Below are 20,941 nucleotides of genomic sequence, written 5' to 3'. Positions count from 1 at the left end.
CCCGCTGGGGAACGGCGCAGACATGCCGGGAGCAGCAACCCTTCGACTCGTCGTCGTGGACGATCACGCCCTCTTCGTCCGCGGGCTGGAGTTACTGCTTCCGATCACCACCGACGGCCGGGCCGAGGTGGTCGCGTCGACCGGCGACGCCGCCGCCGCGGCAGCGCTGACCAGCCGCTGCCGGCCCGACCTGGTCCTGGTCGACCTGCACATGCCGGCACCCGGCGGGATCCGGGCGGTGGCCGCGATCAGGCGGACCACCCCACGGGTACGGGTGGTCGCGATGTCCGGTTCCGTCGACACCGCTCCGGCGGTGGAGGCGCTGCGGGCCGGCGCCGAGGGGTTCCTGCCGAAGACCAGCGAACCGGAGGAACTGCTGCCCCCGCTGCTGGCCATCCTCGATGGCTGGGCGGTGCTCCCCGCCGAGTTGCTCCGTGCCATGCTGCGCCCCGCACACGCCACGTCCGTCGACCTGGACGGCGAGGAACGGCGACTGCTGCGCGCGATCGCCGCCGGCCGTACGACAGTCGACATCGCCGAGGAACTGCACGTCTCGGAACGGACGGTGAAACGGATGACCGCCGCGTTGCTGCGCAGGCTGCGGGTGTCGAACCGGGCCGAGGCGGCCGCCGTGGCCGGGCACACCGGCCTGCTCGATTGAGGGTTCCGTCATCGCACCGATTCACGGTTTTTTTCGGTACGGGAATCACGACGCGCCGAATGGGACGCATATTGTTGCGGATTACCGGGGTGATAGGTCAGACTTTGGACACATCCCGCCGGACACAGGGAGTAATCGGCAATGGCGAGAAAAGTAATCACGGTCCTGACCGACGACCTCGACGGCGGCAAGGCCGACCGGACGGTCGAGTTCAGTCTCGACGGAGTGGCCTACACGATCGACGTCTCGGACGAAAATGCCGGCGTCTTGCGCAAGTCGCTGGATCCGTACATCAATGCGGGTCGGCGGATCGGGCGCGGCCCGGTGGAGAGCACCCGATCGATCCGGAGGCCCGGACGACCCGTCGGTGCCGGAATGGATCGGGAGCAGAACCGGGCCATCCGGGAATGGGCCGTCAAGAACGGCTACAAAATTTCCGAGCGGGGTCGGATCCCGGTTGAGGTCGTCGAGGCGTACAAGGCGCGCTGACACGTACGTTGCCGACGGGGTCCCGCTGTGACGGCGGGACCCCGTCGGATTGTTCCGGCACGACACGACGGTGGCCGGTCACCCAGGGTCATCGCCCGGGTGACCGGCCACCGCCGGTCGTGCTGGGTCAGTTGACGGTGATCCGTACCGAGTCGAAGGCGGGGGTCTGGTTGGCCCGCTCCATCATCGGCAGGCGGTGCGAGCCGTCACCGGCCCAGACGGAGCACTGCGCGGTACCCGACTCCGGCAGGCCCGGAATCTGGATGGTCACCTCGTCGGGCTGGGCACCACCGCGGCCGTCCTCGGTCGCGACGAAGAACGCGGGCACCTCCTGCGGCTCCGGCGGGGCGGTCAGACTGTCCAGCATCCGGCAGGCGGTGTGGAAGTGACCCCGGACCAGGCCCTGGGCGTTGAGCAGCGAGCTCTCCACGTAGTAGCCACCCTGACCGGCGGCCAGGAAGCGGTCCCGGATCAGGTTGCGGGTGCTGACCCGCAGGGTGAAGGCCTGGTTCTGGCCGACCTGCTGGGGGAACTGGGTAATCAGCAGGGACGGGTTGTTGGCGGCGGCGCCGACCTCACCGAACTCGGTGCTCACGCAGCGGTTGCCGATCTGGAAACCGTCGTGCGGCTGGAGCCGGCTCTCGTCGCAGTCGTTGGCCAGCACGCCGAGCCCGGCGCCGGGGGCGTTGCCACCGTTGTTGCCGCCACCGTTGTTGCCGCCACCGGGAGTGGTGGTGGGCGTGCCGCCGCCGTTGTTGCCGGTCGGCTGCACCTGACAGTCGGCGAGCTGCGCGAGGCCCTGCGGCCGAGGTCCGACCCGGTCGATCGCGGTCGTGATCCGGTCCAGCACCGCGCGCCGCTTGCCGGCCAGCGGCTGGAGGATGGCGTTACGGATGAACGCCTCACCCTTGTTGCCCTCGGCGGCCAGCCGGCGGTCCGCCTCGGCGATCTGGGCCTGCAACTGGGCGAGACCGCGATCCACCTCGGCCCGCGCCTGGGCCGGCACCTGCGGCAACTTCGCCGTCACATCCGGACACGCGATGGCCGTGCCGGTGCCCACCGTGCCGTCCTTGCCGTCCTCGCACTCGGGGACCGACTGCTGTCCGTCACCCCAGTGGTTACGCACCCACCGGCCGTTCTGCCAGGTCCGGCTGGTCGAGGCGCCGCCAGCCGGCGCGGTCGAACCCGGGCTCGGCTCCACGCACTGTCCGGCAGCCGGACGCGGCTTATTTGTCCGCCGGTCCTGGGCCGACGAAATCTGGGTCACGGCGACGACTCCGCCGAAGACCACGAGCGTGCCGACAACGGCCAGCAGACGCTTGCTCCGCGCGTTGCCGGATGGCCGGCTCGCCCGTGTGGACCTGCGCATCGAATTGCTCTCCTTCTCGATCCGGTAGTGGATTCCTGCCCTCGGCGGACCGACGGATGTGAGAGGGCACGCCACGGCGGTGAGCACCGTGACCTACCCGGGTAATGCGTCGATGGCCGACGATGCCCTTTCCGCACCGTCTCCCGCGCCCGGCGGACGCGGATGGGGAGATCCTGTTCATTCGCGCAGGAGTACGGGACGGCGACCGGGAAGGTTCAACCGTCGGGCAGGAAATTGCCGGGGCCGGATCCGGAGCCGGTGTCAGCAGGAAGAACGGGCGCCGGTCAGTCGGCGCAGAGGTGGTCGAAGGCGAACCCGCCGACCAGTTCGTCACGGCGGCGGCTCAGCGCGACAATCTGCGCGGTCAACTCGGCGCGGGGCAACAGGTCAGTGCCGGCGTTCGTGCGCAGCCGCTCCCCCACCGCGACGGTGGCGAGATCCTCGGCCAGTTGGGCCGCGTTGATGCCGCAGGAGAAGCGGTGCTCGGTCACCGAGACCCGCTCGACGAGGCACGCGTCGGGGCGGACCTGCACCCAACTCCACCCCTGTGCCGTCCCGTCGGCCCACCGCACGTGCAGTCCTCGCACGATCGGGTCGGCAACCCGTCCCGCCACGTACGCGTCGACCACCGCCGCGCGGCTCAGCGCGCCGAGGTCGTTGACCGGCCCGGTACGGCCGTCCGGTAACCGACCGAGGATGTCCCGGAAGCTCACCGGGGCCGGGTCGTCCCCATCGACGGTCGCCCCGGCGCCGCCCGCCACGTAGGCGCGTGCGTCGATCACGTACTCCACGAGGCGCCGGCCGTGCTCGGCGGCCCGCAACGTGGGCGACCCGATCCGCAGCACGGGCAGGCCGGCGGCCGCGCTCACCGCGTCGGTGAGTCGCTCGACGCGCTGCTGCGCCGAGCCGGCGGAGGCGACCGGCCCCATCTGCACGGCGACGATCGCCCGGCCGGTGTCGGCGGCGCAGATCACGAGGTCGAAGCTGGCACGGCTGGCCGAACTCCACTGACTGCCGGTGACCCCGGGCGGGCGACCCTGGACCAGATCGCTGAGCCGAAGTGCCGGGTGGACCCGGTGGCCGGCGCGACCGAACAGCGGCTCGCGTCCGCCGTCGGCGGGCAGCGCCCGCAGCCAAGCGCGGTCGTCGCTGCCGATGCTCGTCATCTGCCTGATCCATCCGCCGGTCGGTCGAGCCGGGCCGAGTCTAGGTGCTCGATCATGGGACTCCGAGTCGGGCTGTGACCTGAATCACAGACGACCGACGTTCCAGGGACGCCCGACGGGTGTATCCAGCCACCGCCGGTACCGGACCGGCCGGAGGTGAGCATGTCGCGACAGCAGTTCGGCTTCCTCGCCGGGTTTCTCGCCGTGGCGGTCTGGGCACTCGCCGGCATCGGCGTGGCCGCCCTCGCCGTGCTCGCGGGCCTGCTCGGCTGGCTGGTGGTCCGGGTGCTCGACGGTGACCTCACGGTGACCGGCCTCGGCGACCGCCACCCGCACCCGCGGCGCCGCCGATGACCACCCACCCCGCCGACGCGGCCGAGGTCGCGCGGATCGCGGTCCAGACGGCCGGCCACGTGCCGGGCGTGTCCGTCGTCCGCCCGGCGGCGGTCCGCCTCGACGACCGGTCCGTCGGCCTCGACCTACACCTGATCACCTGGTACGGGCACAGCGTGCCCGCCATCGCCGAGACGGTCCGGGCGGTGGTCGCCGACCGGGTGGCCGCCAGCACCGGGCTCCGCGTGGCGGTGGTGACAGTCACCGTGGACGACCTGCTCGTCCCGGGCGTCGACGTCTCCGCCGCCCCCGCGACCGCCGAGGGCGGCTGAGATGCGCAGCGTCAACCGGATCGCCTCGCTGCTGCTGGCCACCGCCCTGCTCGTCGGCGGGACGCTGGTGGCCGTCCAGGCACTGCTCCTCGCCCTGCACCGGCCGGCGCCACTGGACCCCACCGGCTGGCTCGACGCCCTGAGCGGCACCCGGTGGCGCGACCCGGTCGTCCAGGCGGTGGCCGGCGGCGCCGTACTGCTGGGCCTGGCCATCCTGGTCGCCCAACTGCGCCCCTGGACGCCCGCGCGGTTGCGCACCGACGACCGCGACGGCTGGCACCTGCACCGGCGCAGCGTGGAGCGGCGGCTGGCCGACGCCGCCAGCGCGGTGCCGGGCGTACGCCGCGCCCGGGTCCGGGTCCGACGGCGCGGCGGCCAGTGGCGCCCCCGGGTGCGCGCGACAGGTGACCCGGCCGCCCGGGCGGAGATCGAGTACGCGGTGCACCAGGAGTTGCACCGGCTCACGGCGCCCCGCTCCGGCCACATCGACGTCCGGCTCCAACCCCGCCGGCGCCCGGCATGACCAACGCCGGACACCGCCTGCTGTGGACAGTCGTCGCGCTGCTGTTGGTGGGAGGCGGCGCGGTGACGCTGGCGGCCGGCCACGGCAGCCTGCCCGGCGCCGATCCACAGGCGGTGGTGCTCAGCGTCGGGCTGCTGGAACGGTGGCGGATGGCCACACCGTGGAGCACCCTGGCGGCGGCGGTCGGCGGGGCGCTGGTCGCCCTGGCCGGGCAACGCCTGCTGGCCCGGGAGGTGCGACGACCCGCCGGTACGCTGCGCGGCACCCTGAGCCACCCCGGGCGACGACCGGGCCGGACCCGGCTGGCCGCCGACGTCCTCACCGACGCGCTGGTCCGCGACCTGACCGGCAACCCCGGGGTACGCCGGGCCCGCGTGGTGCTCACCGGCGAGCCGCCGCACCCCGACGTGTGGATCCGGGTGGACCTGACCGCCGACGCGACGACCGCGGGTGTCCGCGAGCACGTCCGCGCCGCCGTCCGCCGGTTCGCGGCGACGACCGACTGCCAGCCGGCGCACCTCGACGTGACCGCCCACATCGAACCGGGCCGGCCCTGACCGACGCCCAGCCGGCCCGGCGCCGAACCGGGCCGACCTGTCGATCGCCGCGATCCGCGAAGACCGCATCCTCGACGGGGCCCACGCCACCAGCGGCGATGTTCGCCGCCTGGCCGACCTGTTCGGCCTGAGCATCCAAGTTGGCACCCGCTACACCGGCGTCGTGGCCACCCGGCCCTCACCGACGATCGGGCTTGCCCCGAAACAGCGGAAATCCGTCGCCGACGATCGGTCCGCGCTGCGAGGATGCCGAGCGTGTCCGTGAACTTCATCTCCGGCGTCGAGCTGTCCCGGCGGCTCTACGCCGACGCGGTCCAGCCCTTGCTGTCTCGGCACCTCCCCGACGTCACCCACAGCGCGGCGTTGATCGGCGCCGGATCCGAGGTCCTCGGGTTCGACACACAGCGCTCGACCGACCACGACTGGGGTCCGCGACTGCACCTGTTCCTCACCGCCGAGAATCTTGCCCGCCACGGCACCGGAATCGACAACCTGCTCAGCGAACGGCTGCCCGCCACGATCGCCGGCTATCCCACCAGCCTGGTCCCCACCGACCACGGCACCCGCCACCTGCGGCACACGACCGGACGCGCCCAGCACGGCGTCGTGATCGCCGAACTCGGCGACTGGCTGACCGGTCACCTCGGCTTCAACCCGCTGAACGGCATCACAACCCGAGACTGGCTGGCCACCCCGACCCAGACCCTGGCAGAGGCCACCACCGGCGCCGTGTACCACGACGGAATCGGTGTCCTGCACACGGCGCGGCGAGCGCTGGCCTGGTATCCCGACGACGTGTGGCGCTACGTGCTCGCCTGTCAATGGCAGCGCATCAGCCAGGAGGAAGCATTCGTCGGCCGCTGCGGCGAGGTCGGTGACGAACTCGGCTCGGCGGTCGTGGCCGCCCGCCTGGTCCGCGACCTCATGCGGCTGCGCCTGCTGATCGGCAAGACCTACCCGCCCTACAGCAAATGGCTCGGCACCGCCTTGACCCGCCTGCCCGACACCGACCAACTCGCCGCCACACTGGCCGCCGCGCTGGCCGCCGACAACTGGCGTGACCGCGAGCACCACCTCGTGACCGCCTACGAGGCCACCGCGGCCCAGCACAACGACCTCGACCTGACCGCGCCAGTCGACCCGCGCGCCCGGCTCTATCACGACCGGCCCTTCCGCGTCCTGCACGCGGAACGCTTCACCAAGGCGCTGATCCGCGCCATAACCGACCCCGCCCTGCGAGCACTGCCGCTGACCGGAGCCATCGACCAGTTCGTCGACAACACCGACGCACTCGGCCACCACACCCGCAGCCGTGCGCTTACCGCCGCCCTCTACCCGCCCGACCAGTAGCGAACACGCACCGTTTGCCGACAAGCAGGAGCTTCAGTAATTCCGAATCCGAGAGCTCTCGACCGGTAGTGGTCGGCTGAGGCGGGCGGTCCGGCGGGTCAGCGGATCAGCGGTCGACGCCGGGTCGGCGCGCGGCCACGACGCTGGCCCCGATGGAGATCGCCAGGGTCGCCACCACCACCGCGAGTGTCGACCAGACCGGCAGCTTGCCCACCGGCGTCTCGGCGAGGATGAGCTTCAGCCCCGCGAAAGCGAGCAGCAGCGCGAGCCCGTACCGCAGGTAGCCGAACTGGCGTAGCAGGCCGGCGAGGCAGAAGTAGAGGCTGCGCAGTCCCAGTACGGCGAACGCGGTCGCCGTCCACACCAGGAACGTGTTCGTGGTGATGGCGAGGATCGCCGCCACCGAGTCGATGGCGAAGACCACGTCGGTGGCCTCGATGGCGACGAGCGCCACCAGAAGCAACGTCGCGACCCGCCGGCCGGCGACCCGAGCGGTGAACCTGTCGTCGTGGTAGCGGGCGTCGGTGGGCACCAGCCGTCGGAAGAGTCGGACCACGACGTTGCGGTCCGGGTCGACGTCCGGTTTACCGCGGACGGCCAGCCGCCAGCCGGTCCAGATCAGGAAGGCGCCCAGCACGAACCCGGCCCAGGTGAGCCGGTCCAACAGTTCGGCGCCGGCGAAGATGAACAGCAGGCGGAAGACGAGCGCCCCGACGACACCCCAGAACAGCACCTTGTGCTGAAAACCCGGTGGCACACGGAAGTAGCCGAAGAGCAGGGCGAAGACGAACACGTTGTCCACCGAGAGCGCCTTCTCCAACAGGTAGCCGGAGAAGTACGCGATGGCCGGGTCGCCGCCGAGGCCCCACCAGAGGACCAACCCGAACAGCAGACCCGCGCCGATCCAGACGGCGCTCCAGAGCACCGCCTCGGGTAGCTCGATGACGTGGTTGTCCCGGTGCAGGAGCACGTCCACGGCGAGCAGCGCGGCGATCAGCGCGCTGGTCGCCGCCCAGGCCCACAGCGGCACCGTGACCGTCGCCTCAGCCACCGGTGCCCTCCGCCTCGACCACGGCCCACCCAACCCGCGGACCGCTTTCGAGCCTAAGGGTGCGCCCCCGCCCCCACCGGGGCTCCGAGGAAGTCGGTCCCGCCCGCCGATCTTGCACTTACTGCCCCGACGAAGGGCGTGAATACGGGCATACCGGCGACCGAAAGTGCAAGATCGACGCATGGTTGGGGTGGGGCTGGGGTCGGGGTGGGCGGGTCTGCCGCACATCGGTGGGGGGTGATCCGGCAGGATCGAGGTGACCGGACACATCAACCGACACGGCAGGAGATCCCCGCATGAACCAGGCAGCAGGCGCCTCATCCGGCAAGCCCGAGGTGGGTCCGATCGAGGGTGCGCCGCCGGCCGACCTCGTGATCGAGGACATCACCGTGGGTGAGGGACCGCAGGCCGAACCGGGCCAGCTCGCCAGCGTGCACTACGTCGGCGTGTCACACTCCACCGGCGGCGAGTTCGACTCGTCCTGGAACCGGGGCGAGGCGTTCGAGTTTCCGCTCGGCGGCGGTCAGGTCATCGCCGGCTGGGACCAGGGCGTCGTCGGCATGCGCGTCGGCGGCCGCCGTCGTCTGACCATCCCGCCCCACCTGGGGTACGGCGACCGCGGCGCGGGCGGCGTCATCAAGCCGGGCGAGACGCTCGTGTTCGTCGTCGACCTGCTCGGCGTGCGCTGACCGACGCTCGGGGGGTCGTCGGCGCGTGCCGACGGCCCCGCAGGTCGGATCGCTCGGAGGTCGCCGGCGCGTGGCGACGGCCCCGCAGGTCGGATCGCTCGGGGGTCGTCGGCGCGCCGACGGCCCCGGGGCGGTCTCCTCGGATCGCGGGGGCCGCTCCGGGTCAGGTCAGGCGGCCAGTTGCAGGTGCTCCGGCTCGACTGTCGGGCGACGGGCGGCCTCGACGACCCGGGCCGGCTCCAGGATCGGCATCACCCGGTGCAGGCCGGTGGCGCGCAGTACCCGGGCCACGACCGGGCTCGGGTCGACCAGGACCAGTGCGCCACCACACGCCCGCACCCGCAGGTGCGCGGCGAGCAGCGTGCGGACGCCGGCGGCGGAGAGCAGCCGCAGCCCGGACAGGTCCACCTGGAGCACCGGACGGGCCGGCACCGACCACAGCGCGGACCGGAAGGCGGCCACCGTGGCGATGTCGACCTCGCCGGCCACCCGCACGAGGACCATCTGGTCACTCACGCTGACCTGCACGTCCAGCCGGTCGTTCCGCTCTCCCATGCCGAGAAATCTAGCCGCACCCACCGACAGTTTCGGCCTCTGCCGGAGTGATTCCGGGTACGCCCAGGGTCTTACCCCGAGGCTCTCCCCATCCTCCTCGGGGTGGAGGTCGTGTCGATCATCGGTCGGCGGCCGCCGGCGGTGGAGGATGGGCCGATGCTGGTCCCTCGTCCCCGGCCGCCCCGGTTGATCCGTCCCGTCCGTGAGCCGGCCACCACGCCCCCGCCGTTGGCCGGGGAGTGGGCTCCGACGGACCAGAGGCTCGACCGGGCCGAGTTGCTGCCTCTGCCCGAGGGCGCCGTCGGCCCGGAGGACGTGCTCGTCGACGACGCCGGCCGGGTGATCAGCGGCGACGAGGACGGCCGGCTCTGGTGCTGGCCGGTCGACGCGCCGGTCGGCACCCGCCCCCGACTGCTGGCCGAGACCGGTGGCCGACCGCTCGGCATCGAGTTGGACACGTCCGGCGAGGCTCTCGTCGTCTGCGACGCGTACCGGGGGTTGCTGCGGGTGACGCCCGACGGCGCGGTCCGCGAACTGACCGGGACGGCACCCCTGGTGCACCTGGCCAACAACGCGACGGTGGCGCGCGACGGCACCATCTACTTCACCGACTCCTCCGACCGGTTCCCGGTCTCGCACTGGAAGCGGGACCTGCTGGAGCATCGCCCCAACGGTCGGGTGCTGGCCCATCATCCGGGCAGCGGCCGCACCGACGTGGTGGCCGACGGGCTGTACTTCCCCAACGGGATCGCACTGACCCCGGACGAGTCGGCGCTGATGCTCGTGGAGACCAGCACCCACCGCCTGCTCCGCGTCGACCTGGGCGGCGGCGTCCGGGTGCTCGCCGACCTGCCCGCGTACCCGGACAATCTCTCCGCCGTCGGCGACGGGACGTACTGGATCGCGTTGCCCAGCCCACGGGTGCCGATCGCCGAGCGGCTCCTGCCGCACCCGCGACTGCGTCAGATCGCCGCGTTGCTGCCCGACGCGTTGCAGCCGCAGCCGCGCCGCTACGGGCTGGTCGCGCTCGTCGACGGCGCGGGCGCGGTCCGCCGGACGCTGCACGGCCCGGCCGGGCGGTACCGGATGATCACCGGGGTACGCCAGCACGGCGGGCGCCTCTGGCTGGGCAGCCTGGTCGGGCCAGGGGTGGCCCGCGTACCGCTGGGCTGACAGGTCCGGGCCGGCCCGTCGTGGCGGCGGGCCGGCCCGGGTGTCGGCGCCGGTGTCTCAGCGACCGCTGACCGAGGGCGCCGGGGCGGGCGAACCGCCGGCCACCGCGCCCGGGTGCGCCGGAGCGACAGGTGCGGGCTTGAGGCCGGGCGGCACCGGCAGGGCGCTGCCCCGGACGAACTCGTCCCAGCTCACGTTCCACGCGGTCCAGCCGTTGCCCGGCTGCAACTCCACCTCGGTGCCCTTGACGGTGATCAGGTCACCGACCTGCGTCATCCCCATCAACCAGTCGGCGGCGGTGGCGGAGACGTTCGCGCAGCCATGCGAGACGTTGGTGTTGCCCTGGTCGCCCTCCGACCAGGGCGCGGAGTGGATGAACTCACCACCCCAGGTGTAGCGCTGGGCGTCGTCGACGTCGACCACGTAGCCACCGTTCGGCTCACCCCGGGTGTCGAAGGTGGTCCGCTCGTGCTTCTCCATGATCACCATCTTGCCGCTGGAGCTTGGCGTGCTCGGCTTGCCCAGGCTGACCGGGATCCGCTTGATCTGCTTGCCGTCCCGCAGCACCGTCATCTGCTTGGTGGCATTGTCGATCTCCAGCGCCGTCTGGCGTCCGATCTTGGAGGTGGCCCTCCGCTCGGCGTCGCCGACCCGGTCCTTGCCGATCGGCAGGCCCTCGAGGCCGGCCCGGACACTGATCGTGGTCCCCGGCTTCCAGAAATCGGGCGCCCGGTAATAGACCTGACTACCGTCCTCGATCCACGACCAGGTGCCCGGCTGCGGCGGATTCGTCTTCACGAACAACCGCCGCTGGACATCTGCTCTGGCCTCTTTCGGAATTGCCGGGTCGAACGCGACGGTTACCGGCATCGCGGTGCCGTACGTCCGATTGCCCACGAAATAGAGAGTGCTGGTGATCTGCGGTTTGGTCGATCTGGCCATGGTGGTGAACGACGTGGTGCGGGTGGTGGTCGCACCGGAGTCCCCGGTCGCGGTCACCTCGGCGGTGTACGTCCGCCGCGGTTGCAGGGGCGCCGTCGGCACCCAACCCGAGCCGTCCTCGCGCGGCTCGGCGCCGACCTGCTTGCCCTTGTCGTCGGTGAGGCGTACCCCGGTGACCCGTCCACCCGTGACCACGGTGCCCACCTCGGCGCTGACCGGGACGTCGCGGGCCTTGTCCGCCGGCGTCACGGCGAGTTCCGGGCCGGCGACGTGGTCCTTGGCCGAACCATTGGCCGGATCCCGGTCGGCGGTGCACCCACCCAGGACGAGTGGTGCGGCTGCGATGGTTACCGCCAACAGCGTCAATCGCCGCCTAGACGTCATGTTCAGTCCCCCCCGTTTCGACTTCCCTCCGCCACATTCTCACCTGCTCAGCAGGCATATCCGTCGCATTCCGAAATAATCGGCGGCGCATTTACCGACGCATTTTCCGGTGATGTTCCAGTTGGCGGATCAGGCGTTCAACCGACAGGTCTCTGGCCCTCTGCTCCGCTTGAGCCGGGCGGGTGCGGTCGTCCCGTTCGTGATCGACTCGGCGTCGGTGCAGCCGGGGCGTCGGTACGTCCCGATGCCGCGAGTTGCCTGAGCGCGAGTGGATCATGCCGGGAAGCGCGGCGATGCCGCTCGGGTCCCGGGTGGATCACGCTCGGTTCGCGGCCGGGTCGGGTCCGGTGAGATCGGGTCCGCGCACCTCGGGGCCGGACTTTTGTCGACTGGAGCGAAACTTCTGCCGAACGCGACGAAGCTTTGCCTTCGTCCGGGGGCAAGGGTAAGGTCACTTTCCAGATAGAGGGTTGCCCATTAGTCGATCAGCCTGCCGCCACCCCTGCCGGGTTGCCGTGTTCCGCCCCCGACGGGGGGCCGGGCCGCACCGGAGCGCCGTCCTCACCGTCCAGCCGAAGCCCGCCTTCGGCCGGTTCGGCGCGCCCGGGTGGCGACAGCCAGGTCGACCGCCGCCGACGGCGTACCTGCCGTCAGGAAGGGACCACCACCATGGATCAACAGCTCAACCCACCGACACCGACGTCCGAGCCGATCAGCCGGCGCGGAGTGCTGCGCGCCGCGACCGTCTCCGCCGCCGCCGTCGGCACCGCCGGCCTGCTCGCCGGCCCGGCCACCGCCGCCCCCGCCGCCCCCGCCGCGCAGGCTCGGCGTCGGGTGCCGGTCGACCGGATCAGCATCCAGCTCTACACCCTGCGCGATCAGCTCACCGCAGACCTGCCCGGCACCCTGGACGCGTTGCGCCGGATCGGCTACCGGCGGGTGGAGCACGCCGGATTCGTCGGACGCACCGCCGCGCAGTTCCGGGCCGCGCTCGACGAGGCCGGGCTGCGATCCACCTCCGGGCACACCGGCATCCCGCAGCCCTTCGACGCCGCCACCTGGGAGCAGGCCCTCGAGGACGCCAACGTCGTGGGCTGCAAGAAGATCGTCCACCCCTACTTCGGTCGGGACGCCAACGGTCAGGCGATCCGGGACCCCAACGTCTACCGGGCCCTGGCGCGCGACCTGAACAAGGCCGGCCGGCTGGCCGAACGCGCCGGGCTCGACTTCGGTTACCACAACCACCAGCTGGAGTTCACGCCGCTGACCGACGGCTCGACCGGCTTCGACATCCTCACCGGGCAGACCGACCCGCGCCTGGTCCACTTCGAGCTCGACCTCTACTGGACCTGGCGGGGGGCGCACGACCCGGTCGACGTGATCCGGGCCAACCGCGGCCGGATCCGCCAGGTGCACGTCAAGGACCTCGACGTCGAGGGTGGCTTCGCCGACCTCGGCGACGGCCTCATCGACTTCGGCCGCATCTTCGCCCACGAGCGGGAGGCCGGCATCGAGGAGTACATCGTGGAGCGCGACGACGCGGGCACCGCGCCACGCTCCCCCGCCGACGCCCTGGACACCGCACGGGTCGGCTTCGACTTTCTCGCCTCACTCCGGTACTGAAACACCTCGGGGGACAATTGATGAACAGAACCGCATTCGTGTCTGCCCTGCTGCTGGTGACGGCCGGTCTCGCCGTACCGCCGGCGGCCGCGGCCGCCGCACCGGCCCCGCCGCCGGACAGCAGCTTCCAGAAGGTGACACTCAACGACTTCCCGGGCGAGCCGATGAGCCTCGCCGTCCTGCCCGACCTGCGGGTGCTGCACACCTCCCGCACCGGCGAGGTCCGCATCCACGACCCGCGCACCGGGCTGAACACCCTCGCCGCCGACATCCCGGTGTACGAGCACGACGAGGAGGGCTTGCAGGGGGTCGCCATCGACCCGAACTTCGCCCAGAACAAGTGGGTCTACCTCTACTACTCGCCGCCCATGGACACGCCGGTGGACGACCCGGCCACCCCGGGCGTCAACGAGGGCGACGCGCCGGAGACCGGCACCGCAGCGGACTGGGAGCCCTTCAAGGGCGCGCTGCGACTGTCCCGGTTCAAGCTGGAGGGGACGAAGCTCAACCTCGCCAGCGAGCAGCAGATCATCGACGTGCCGACCGACCGGGGCATCTGCTGCCACGTCGGCGGCCAGATCGACTTCGACAGCAAGGGCAACCTGTACCTGTCGACGGGTGACGACAGCAACCCGTTCGCCTCCGACGGCTACGTCCCGATCGACGAGCGGGCCAACCGCCACCCGGCGTTCGACGCCCAGCGCACCTCGGCCAACACCAACGACCTGCGCGGCAAGCTGCTGCGCATCAAGGTGAAGAACGGTGGCGGTTACACGGTGCCCGCCGGCAACCTGTTCAAACCGGGCACGGCGCAGACCCGCCCGGAGATCTACGCGATGGGGCTGCGCAACGCGTTCCGCTTCTCCGTCGACAGGCGTACCGACAACGTGTACGTGGGCGACTACTCCCCGGACGCCTCCAACCCGAACCCGGCGCGCGGACCGGCCGGGCACGGCCGCTGGATGCTCGTCGACAAGCCGGCGAACTACGGCTGGCCGTACTGCGTGACGCCGACGATCGCCTACCGCGACTACGACTTCGCCACCGGCCAGTCCGGCGCCAAGTTCAACTGCGCGCGCCCGGTCAACGACTCACCGCACAACACCGGCAAGCGCGTGCTGCCGCCGGTCGAGCAGCCGCAGGTCTGGTACGCGGCAGCCCCCTCGGCCGAGTTCCCGCAGCTGGGCACCGGCGGCATCTCTCCGATGGGCGGCCCGGCGTACAACTACGACGGGACCAGCACGTCGCGTACCCGCTGGCCGGCCTACTACGACGGGGTGCCGCTGTTCTACGAGTGGAGCCGGGACTACATCAAGGAGTTCCGCCTCGACGAGGATGGCGACGTCGCGGACATCCTTCCGGTGGCGCCGTCGCTGGTGGTGGACAACCCGATGGACATGGAGTTCGGCCCGGACGGCGCGCTCTACGTGCTGGAGTACGGTGACGGCTACTTCGCCGAGAACCCGGACGCCCAGCTGTCCCGGATCGACTTCGTCCGGGGCAACCGGACGCCGATCCCGAAGATCAGCGGCACGCCGACCGTTGGGCAGGCCCCGCTGACCGTCGCGTTCTCCAGCGCCGGCACCACCGACCCGGACGGTGACACGCTCAGCTACGCGTGGGACTTCAACGCGGACGGTTCGGTGGACAGCACCAACCCGAACGCGACCTGGACGTTCTCGAAGAACGGCTCGTACACGCCGACGCTGAAGGTGACCGACCGCACCGGACGGTCCGCCTCGGCATCACTGCCGCTGGTGGTCGGGCCGACCGCGCCGGTGGTCGAGTTCGTCACCCCGGAGGCTGGGCAGCCGTTCCAGTTCGGGCAGACGGTCGCGTACGAGGTGAAGGTCACCGACGACCTGCCGGTGGACTGCTCCAAGGTGAAGGTCACCTACGTGCTCGGGCACGACGAGCACGGGCACCCGCTCTCCACCTCGACGGGTTGCTCCGGAAGCATTCCCACCTTCCTCGACAGTGGGCACAGCGGTGCGGACAACCTGACCGCCGTGTTCGTCGCGGAGTACACCGACGCGGGCTCGCCCGCGCAGTCGGGCTCGGCCGAGGTCGTGCTGGACCCGACCCCGGTGGCCGGTCTGGCCGGCTGACCAACCCACGATGACAGCGGCGGCGGCCGGATCACTCCGGTCGCCGCCGCTCGTCGTTCAGCTCCGGTCTCGCCGGGACCACCGACGGGTCGCCGCTCAGGTCCACTCACTGTCGACGTGGTTGTCCCGCCAGCGCCCGCCCACCGGCGGGGTGTCCAGGAGCATCCCGTCGCCGGCGTTGCCGGCCAGGTCGTTGTCCTCGACCCGGCAGTCCACGCAACTGCCGCGCTCGGTGATCCACAGCCCGTGCGTCTGGGTCTGGTAGTCGTGGTTGTCCCAGATCCGGTTGCCCCGAACCGTGGCCGAGTCGAACGGCGCGTCGATCGTGATCCCGGCCCGCCGCTCGGGTGCGGGCGACAGTTCGTATCCGATGCCGGGCGGCGGCACGTCCCCGCTCCACGCGGTGAACCCGTCGGGGCGTACCGGGGCGAGGGTGAGTTCGTCGCCGGTGTTGGAGGCGACCATGGCGACGGCTCGTCCGACCCGTAGGACCTTGCCCCGGTGCCCGTCGTGCGGCCAGTTGGCCGACCGGTCCACCAGACACCGTTCGCTGTAGCGGACGGCGTCGCCGGTACCGCCGGCCCCCTCGGCACACTGCCGCCCGTTGTTGCGGATCCGGTTGTTGAGCAGCACCGCGTCGGTCATCTGGTGGTCGATGCGGACCGCGTCCAGGCCGTTGCCCCAGAACTCGTTGCTCTCGATGACCACGTCCCGGATCGAGCCCTGGTAACCGCGTCCGAGGTCGTGCGCGTGATAGCCGTGCCGCCCGTTGCCGCTGATCCGGTTGCCCCGCACGGTGTACGGGCCGGGGCTGTTGCCGATGCTGACCCCGTCGCGCATGTTGCCGTCGATGACGCAGTCGGTGAGCAGCCCACCCCGGCCGGCCACCGACGAGGTGCCCTGCGCCGACACGTCGAACCCGGTCTCCAGGTTGCCGGTCATCGTGCAGGCGGAGACGATCAGACCGTCCGCGCCCCAGTCGGAGATGCCGAACCGGTTGCCCTGGCTGTGACAGCCGATGATCCGGTAGCCGCGCGGCGGCGGCCAGTAGTCCTTCTGCAACTCCAGGAAGATGCCGTTGGTGCCGTTGGCCAGGGTGGTGCAGTTGGCGATGGTCAGCCGCTCCACCGTGCCCCACCCGCCGACGCCGACGCCGATGCCGGCGCCGCCCATCTGCTCGCCGTTGTCCAGTCGGCCGCAGCCGACCACCACCACCCCGTCGATCAGGGAGTCCTGGAGGAAGTCGCAGCCCAGCCCGGTGGCTGCGGTGTGGTGGATGTAGAGGTTGCGGAAGACGCCGCGCACCACGTACTGAAGGCCGAGGCCCTTGGCCAGGTAGTTGTACTCGGCCATGGCCACCCCGGACCCGTCGATCTGGAAGTCGGCGAAGGTGCAGTCGGCGATGTGCCGGTCCCGGTCGGCGCCGTGCTGCACGGTGGTCCAGAAGGCCAACGGGGTCGGGTCGGCCCGGTTGCCCTCGTTGCTGAGCATGAACCGCGTCGCCGCCGGGCCGGCCCCGATCAGCGACACACCGCTGCGCCACACCGTGCCCGCGTCCCGGATCGAGTAGATGCCCGGTGGGCAGTAGATGACCCGGGCCCGCCCGTCCGACGCGTACCCGGCGCCCAGGCGGTCCACGAGGGCAGCCAGCGCCGGCTGGTCGTTCGTCGCGCCGTCGCCGGTCAGCCCGTACTCCAGCGCGTCGCAGTAGAGCGGCGCGCCGGCCGAGGCGGGCCGTCGTACCCGGACCGAGTTCAGTAGCAGCTCGTTCGCCACGGCCACAGGCCGGCTCCCTTCGACACGTTCGGTGCGCTCCGGCGGGGCCGCCTTCCCGATGACGCCGCCGGGAAACCCCGGGCGTGCGTCGGTCCCGGCGCCGAGGGGGCAGCGCCGGGACCGAGGGGGTACGCCGTCAGACGGCGGCGATCAGCAGCGCCGGGCGCTCCACGCAGTCGGCGACGTGCCGCAGGAAGCCACCGGCCACCCCACCGTCGCAGACCCGGTGGTCGAAGGTGAGGCTGAGCTGGGTCACCTTCCGGACGGCGAGTTGCCCGTCGACCACCCACGGCTTGTCCACGATCCGGCCGACGCCGAGCAGCGCCGCCTCCGGGTGGTTGATGATCGGCGTGGAGCCGTCGACGCCGAACACCCCGTAGTTGTTGAGCGTGAACGTGCCACCGGTCAGTCGGGCCGGCGGGAGGCTACCCGCCCGCGCGGCGGCGGTGGTCGCCGCCAGTTCGGCGGCCAACTCGGCGGTGGTGAGCCGCTGGGCGTCGCGCAACACCGGCACCAGCAGACCCCGGTCGGTCTGCGCGGCGATGCCGAGGTGCACCCCGGCGGACTGGACGATCCGCTGCGCCTCGGTGTCCACCCGGGCGTTGAGCTGCGGGAACCGGCGCAGCCCGCTGAGGCAGATCCGGGCCAGCAGGGCCAGGATGCTCACCGGGGCGTCCGGCGTCGCCGCGTTGATCGCGGCCCGGGTCTCCAGCAGCCCGGTGGCGTCCACGTCGACCCAGATGGTCACCTCCGGGATCTCCCGTCGGCTGCGGGAGAGCTTGTCGGCGATGGCCTTGCGAACACCGGTGAGCGGGATGATCACGTCGTCGCCCCCGGACGGCACCGGCGCGACGGGGGCGTCCGGCACGGCGGCGAGCCGGGCGGCGGGCACGGCCAGCGCCGATTCCACGTCGGCCCGGCGGATCACTCCACCGGGACCGGTGCCCCGCACCGCGTTCAGGTCGACGCCGCGCTCCCGGGCCAGTCGCCGCACGATCGGCGAGATGACCAGGGCGGCCGGCGCCGGGTGGCCGGACGCGTCGCCCGTACCCGAGGCACCGCCGGCAGCCGCGCGGATCCCACCGGTCGGGGCAGCACCACCGGGCGAGGCGATGTCGGTCCGCGCGGGGTCGGTCCGCGCGGGGTCGGTCCGCGCGGGGTCGGTCGGTTCGGGAGCGAGCGTCAGCCGGGGCCGGCGCCGGCGGCGGGTGGCGCCGCCGTGGCCCGTGCCGTAGCCGATCAGCACGTTTCCGGAGCCGGCCTGCTCCTCCTCGCGGTAGGTGGCGTGCCCGGCGGGCTCGTCACCGCCGTCCAGCGGCGCGATGGTGATCAACGGTTGGCCGACCGGGCGTACCTCACCGGCCGCGCCGTGCAGGGTGACGACCCGGCCGGCGTACGGGCAGGGCACGTCCACGACCGCCTTGGCGGTCTCCACCTCGACCACGCTCTGGTCGACGGTGACCACGTCGCCCACCGCGACCCGCCACTCGACGATCTCGGCTTCACTCAGCCCCTCGCCCAGGTCGGGCAGGAGGAAGACCTGCGTGCGCGCGACCGTGGTCATGCCGCCGCCCAACGCGCGTCCGGCTGGTCGTCCCACTGGAGTCGGGCCACCGCGTCGAGCACCCGGTCCACACCGGGCAGGTGGGTGTGCTCCAGCATCGGCGCCGGGTACGGGATGTCCAGCCCGGCGACCCGCAGCACCGGGGCGTGCAGCGCGTGGAAGCAGCGCTCCTGCACCCGGGCGGCGATCTCCGCGCCGACCCCCGCGAAGCCCTGCGCCTCCTGGATCACCACGCACCGGCCGGTACGGCGGACCGAGGCGGCGATGGTCTCGTCGTCGAACGGCACGATGGTGCGGACGTCCACCACCTCCAGGTCCCAGCCCTCCTCGCGGGCGGCCTCGGCGGCCTCCAGCGCGACCGGCACCGCCGGCCCGTACGCCACCAGGGTCGCGTCGCGGCCGGGGCGGCGCACGACGGCCCGGCCGAACGGCTCGGTCCGCGTCGGCAGGACCGCGTCGGCGCTGCCGAAGTAGAGCTTCTTGGGCTCCATGAAGACCACCGGGTCGGGGTCGTCGATCGCCTCGCGCAGCAGCGAGTACGCGTCCTCGACGGTCGCCGGGGTGACCACCTTCAGGCCCGGGGTGTGCGCGTAGTACGCCTCGGACGAGTCGCAGTGGTGCTCGACCCCGCCGATCCCACCGGCGTACGGCACGCGGATGACGATGGGCACGCTGAGCTTGCCCCGGGTCCGGTTGCGCAGCTTCGCCACGTGCGAGGCGATCTGCTCGAACGCCGGGTACGCGAACGCGTCGAACTGCATCTCGACCACGGGCCGCAGACCGGACATGGCCAGGCCGACGGCGAAGCCGACGATGCCGGCCTCGGCGAGCGGGGTGTCGAAGCAGCGGTCCTCGCCGAAGCGGGCCTGGAGGCCGTCGGTGATCCGGAAGACGCCACCGAGCGCGCCGACGTCCTCACCGAAGACGACGACCCGCTCGTCGGCGGCGAGGGCGTCGGCGAGCGCCGCGTTGAGGGCCTTCGCCATGGTGGTGGCCATCAGGCGTCCCTCTCCTCGTCGCGGGCGGCGGCCAGCTCGGCGCGGACCTGCTCGCGCTGTTCGATCAGCTGCGGGGTGGGCTGGGCGTAGACGTGGTCGAAGAGGCTCAGCGGGTCCACGTTGGGCTGCTCGTTCATCCGGGTCCGCAGGTCCGCCGCGTACGCCTCGGCCTGCTCGGCGACCTCGGCGACCGCCGCGTCGTCGAGCACCCCGCGGGCCCGCAGGTAGGTCTCCAGCCGGGCGACCGGGTCGCGGTCGCGCCAGGCGTCGACCTCGGCGCCGTCGCGGTAGCGGCTGGCGTCGTCGGCGTTGGTGTGCGGTTCCATCCGGTAGGTGTGCGCCTCGACGAGGAACGGCCCGTTGCCGGCGCGGGCGTGGGCGACCGCGCGGGTGAGCACGGCGAGCACGGCCACCGGGTCGTTGCCGTCGACCTGCTCGCTGGGTACGCCGTAGCCGACGCCCTTGTAGGCCAGCGACGGCGCGGCGGTCTGCCGCGACAGCGGGACGCTGATGGCGTAGCGGTTGTTCTGCACGAAGAAGACCACCGGCGCCTTGAACACGGCGGCGAAGTTGATCCCCTCGTGGAAGTCGCCCTCGCTCGTCGCGCCGTCGCCGATGAAGGCCAGCGCCACGGTGTCCCGACCCTGGTACGCCTCACCGTGCGCGAGGCCGGCGGCGTGCACGCACTGGGTGGCGAGCGGGGTGCACTGCGGCGCGGTGTGCACCTCGGTCGGGTCGTAGCCGCAGTGCCAGTCGCCGCGCAGCAGGGTGAGCACCTCGACCGGGTCGATGCCCCGGGCAACCAGCGCCATCGACTCACGGTAGGTGGGGAAGACCCAGTCGGTGTCGCGGACCGCGAGCGTCGCGCCGACCTGGCACGCCTCCTGGCCCCGTGAGGACGGGTAGACGGCCAGCCGGCCCTGCTTGGTCAGGGCGGTCGCCTGGGTGTCGAACCGGCGGCCGAGCACCATCCGGCGGTACAGCTCGCGCAGCACCTCGACGGGTGGTTCCGGATAGTCGCCGCGGGCGGGCAGTGGCGTGCCGGTGGGGTCGAGCAGGCGGACGGGTTCGGTGTTCGGCAGCAGCGGGCGCGCCGGGTCGGGCGGGGTGGCCGCTCGACGCGTACGCGGGGATGCCCTGCGGACCGCCTGGGGAGTGGTCGTCACGGCGGAACCTCCTGGGACGTGTGGTGAGCCTATGCTTCCGCGTGTCGGATGATTGACTCAAGATCCACGCAGAACGCGGGACGGTTGGCACGCGGAGGGGGTCACAGTGAGCCAGGAGAGCGGCGACGACGC

20 protein-coding genes and 1 pseudogene are annotated in these 20,941 nt (G+C 72.0%); 12 read left to right on the top strand and 9 right to left on the bottom strand.

Annotated features, from left to right (window positions below; genetic code table 11):
* The first annotated feature begins 55 nt into the window (after nt 1–55).
* Nucleotides 56–661 carry a response regulator transcription factor gene (locus tag AB0O48_RS23135; protein WP_357248940.1) on the top strand — a complete coding sequence of 202 codons (606 nt, stop codon included), beginning with the start codon at nt 56–58 and terminating at the stop codon, nt 659–661.
* A gap of 141 nt (nt 662–802) precedes the next feature.
* Nucleotides 803–1,150 carry an Lsr2 family protein gene (locus AB0O48_RS23130; RefSeq protein WP_357248937.1) on the top strand — a complete coding sequence of 116 codons (348 nt, stop codon included), beginning with the start codon at nt 803–805 and terminating at the stop codon, nt 1,148–1,150.
* A 127-nt stretch (nt 1,151–1,277) separates the two neighbouring features.
* Here the strand turns inward: AB0O48_RS23130 and AB0O48_RS23125 are convergent, their stop codons facing one another.
* Both AB0O48_RS23125 and AB0O48_RS23120 read right to left on the bottom strand, forming a co-directional pair.
* Nucleotides 1,278–2,519: a hypothetical protein gene (locus AB0O48_RS23125; RefSeq protein ID WP_365068249.1), complete on the bottom strand. Its 1,242-nt coding sequence runs from the start codon at nt 2,517–2,519 to the stop codon at nt 1,278–1,280.
* A gap of 284 nt (nt 2,520–2,803) precedes the next feature.
* Complete coding sequence (locus AB0O48_RS23120) at nt 2,804–3,685, bottom strand: DUF2726 domain-containing protein (protein ID WP_365068246.1); 882 nt, start codon at nt 3,683–3,685, stop codon at nt 2,804–2,806.
* Between the two features lie 162 nt (nt 3,686–3,847).
* Here AB0O48_RS23120 and AB0O48_RS23115 point away from each other — a divergent pair, with 162 nt between their 5' ends.
* From AB0O48_RS23115 to AB0O48_RS23090, 6 genes and pseudogenes are all read left to right on the top strand, one after another.
* On the top strand, nt 3,848–4,039 hold the full coding sequence (locus tag AB0O48_RS23115; protein ID WP_357248928.1) for a hypothetical protein: 192 nt from the start codon (nt 3,848–3,850) through the stop codon (nt 4,037–4,039).
* Nucleotides 4,036–4,350, top strand: coding sequence for an Asp23/Gls24 family envelope stress response protein (locus AB0O48_RS23110; RefSeq protein ID WP_357248925.1), 315 nt, complete (start codon nt 4,036–4,038; stop codon nt 4,348–4,350). Before AB0O48_RS23115 ends, AB0O48_RS23110 begins: the two co-directional genes overlap by 4 nt.
* A 1-nt stretch (nt 4,351) precedes the next feature.
* Entirely contained in the window at nt 4,352–4,873 is a 522-nt protein-coding gene (locus AB0O48_RS23105) for a DUF6286 domain-containing protein (RefSeq protein WP_357572745.1), read from the top strand.
* Entirely contained in the window at nt 4,870–5,430 is a 561-nt protein-coding gene (locus tag AB0O48_RS23100) for a hypothetical protein (protein ID WP_357248919.1), read from the top strand. Before AB0O48_RS23105 ends, AB0O48_RS23100 begins: the two co-directional genes overlap by 4 nt.
* 34 nt (nt 5,431–5,464) lie before the next feature.
* Nucleotides 5,465–5,695 (top strand): annotated as a pseudogene (locus AB0O48_RS23095) (hypothetical protein); the annotation flags it as partial.
* Nucleotides 5,677–6,780, top strand: coding sequence for a DUF4037 domain-containing protein (locus AB0O48_RS23090; RefSeq protein WP_365068241.1), 1,104 nt, complete (start codon nt 5,677–5,679; stop codon nt 6,778–6,780). The pseudogene AB0O48_RS23095 and the gene AB0O48_RS23090, both read left to right, overlap by 19 nt.
* Nucleotides 6,781–6,886: 106 nt before the next feature.
* On the opposite strand, the gene AB0O48_RS23085 is transcribed toward AB0O48_RS23090, so the two are convergent.
* Nucleotides 6,887–7,810, bottom strand: coding sequence for a TerC/Alx family metal homeostasis membrane protein (locus tag AB0O48_RS23085; RefSeq protein WP_365068324.1), 924 nt, complete (start codon nt 7,808–7,810; stop codon nt 6,887–6,889).
* Between the two features lie 317 nt (nt 7,811–8,127).
* Here AB0O48_RS23085 and AB0O48_RS23080 point away from each other — a divergent pair, with 317 nt between their 5' ends.
* The gene (locus tag AB0O48_RS23080; RefSeq protein ID WP_357248913.1) at nt 8,128–8,520 is read left to right on the top strand and encodes an FKBP-type peptidyl-prolyl cis-trans isomerase; all 393 of its coding nucleotides are present in this window, start codon (nt 8,128–8,130) and stop codon (nt 8,518–8,520) included.
* Between the two features lie 168 nt (nt 8,521–8,688).
* On the opposite strand, the gene AB0O48_RS23075 is transcribed toward AB0O48_RS23080, so the two are convergent.
* The gene (locus tag AB0O48_RS23075) at nt 8,689–9,075 is read right to left on the bottom strand and encodes an STAS domain-containing protein (RefSeq protein WP_365068237.1); all 387 of its coding nucleotides are present in this window, start codon (nt 9,073–9,075) and stop codon (nt 8,689–8,691) included.
* A gap of 156 nt (nt 9,076–9,231) precedes the next feature.
* Here AB0O48_RS23075 and AB0O48_RS23070 point away from each other — a divergent pair, with 156 nt between their 5' ends.
* Entirely contained in the window at nt 9,232–10,248 is a 1,017-nt protein-coding gene (locus AB0O48_RS23070) for an SMP-30/gluconolactonase/LRE family protein (protein WP_357248907.1), read from the top strand.
* Nucleotides 10,249–10,305: 57 nt separating this feature from the next.
* Here the strand turns inward: AB0O48_RS23070 and AB0O48_RS23065 are convergent, their stop codons facing one another.
* Nucleotides 10,306–11,574: an Ig-like domain-containing protein gene (locus AB0O48_RS23065; protein ID WP_357572742.1), complete on the bottom strand. Its 1,269-nt coding sequence runs from the start codon at nt 11,572–11,574 to the stop codon at nt 10,306–10,308.
* A 669-nt stretch (nt 11,575–12,243) separates the two neighbouring features.
* On the opposite strand from AB0O48_RS23065, the gene AB0O48_RS23060 reads away from it, so the two are divergent.
* Nucleotides 12,244–13,197, top strand: a complete 954-nt coding sequence (locus tag AB0O48_RS23060) for a sugar phosphate isomerase/epimerase (RefSeq protein ID WP_357248901.1) — start codon at nt 12,244–12,246, stop codon at nt 13,195–13,197.
* Nucleotides 13,198–13,217: 20 nt separating this feature from the next.
* The gene (locus tag AB0O48_RS23055) at nt 13,218–15,305 is read left to right on the top strand and encodes a PQQ-dependent sugar dehydrogenase (protein ID WP_357248898.1); all 2,088 of its coding nucleotides are present in this window, start codon (nt 13,218–13,220) and stop codon (nt 15,303–15,305) included.
* A gap of 96 nt (nt 15,306–15,401) precedes the next feature.
* Here AB0O48_RS23055 and AB0O48_RS23050 read toward each other — a convergent pair whose 3' ends face one another.
* The 4 genes from AB0O48_RS23050 to pdhA form a co-directional block, all read right to left on the bottom strand.
* Nucleotides 15,402–17,081, bottom strand: a complete 1,680-nt coding sequence (locus tag AB0O48_RS23050) for a right-handed parallel beta-helix repeat-containing protein (RefSeq protein WP_365068322.1) — start codon at nt 17,079–17,081, stop codon at nt 15,402–15,404.
* Nucleotides 17,082–17,217: 136 nt separating this feature from the next.
* Entirely contained in the window at nt 17,218–18,657 is a 1,440-nt protein-coding gene (locus tag AB0O48_RS23045) for a dihydrolipoamide acetyltransferase family protein (RefSeq protein ID WP_357249648.1), read from the bottom strand.
* Nucleotides 18,642–19,646 carry an alpha-ketoacid dehydrogenase subunit beta gene (locus tag AB0O48_RS23040; RefSeq protein WP_357572788.1) on the bottom strand — a complete coding sequence of 335 codons (1,005 nt, stop codon included), beginning with the start codon at nt 19,644–19,646 and terminating at the stop codon, nt 18,642–18,644. Before AB0O48_RS23040 ends, AB0O48_RS23045 begins: the two co-directional genes overlap by 16 nt.
* The gene (pdhA, locus tag AB0O48_RS23035; RefSeq protein WP_357249642.1) at nt 19,643–20,842 is read right to left on the bottom strand and encodes a pyruvate dehydrogenase (acetyl-transferring) E1 component subunit alpha; all 1,200 of its coding nucleotides are present in this window, start codon (nt 20,840–20,842) and stop codon (nt 19,643–19,645) included. The genes AB0O48_RS23040 and pdhA overlap by 4 nt, the downstream gene beginning before the upstream one ends.
* Between the last annotated feature and the right edge of the window lie 99 nt (nt 20,843–20,941).

Origin of the sequence: Micromonospora sp. NPDC085948 (assembly GCF_040686315.1) — a bacterium.
Taxonomy (GTDB): domain Bacteria; phylum Actinomycetota; class Actinomycetes; order Mycobacteriales; family Micromonosporaceae; genus Micromonospora.
Note: the sequence above shows the minus strand (reverse complement) of the source record. Positions and strands in the feature narration are given on the sequence as shown.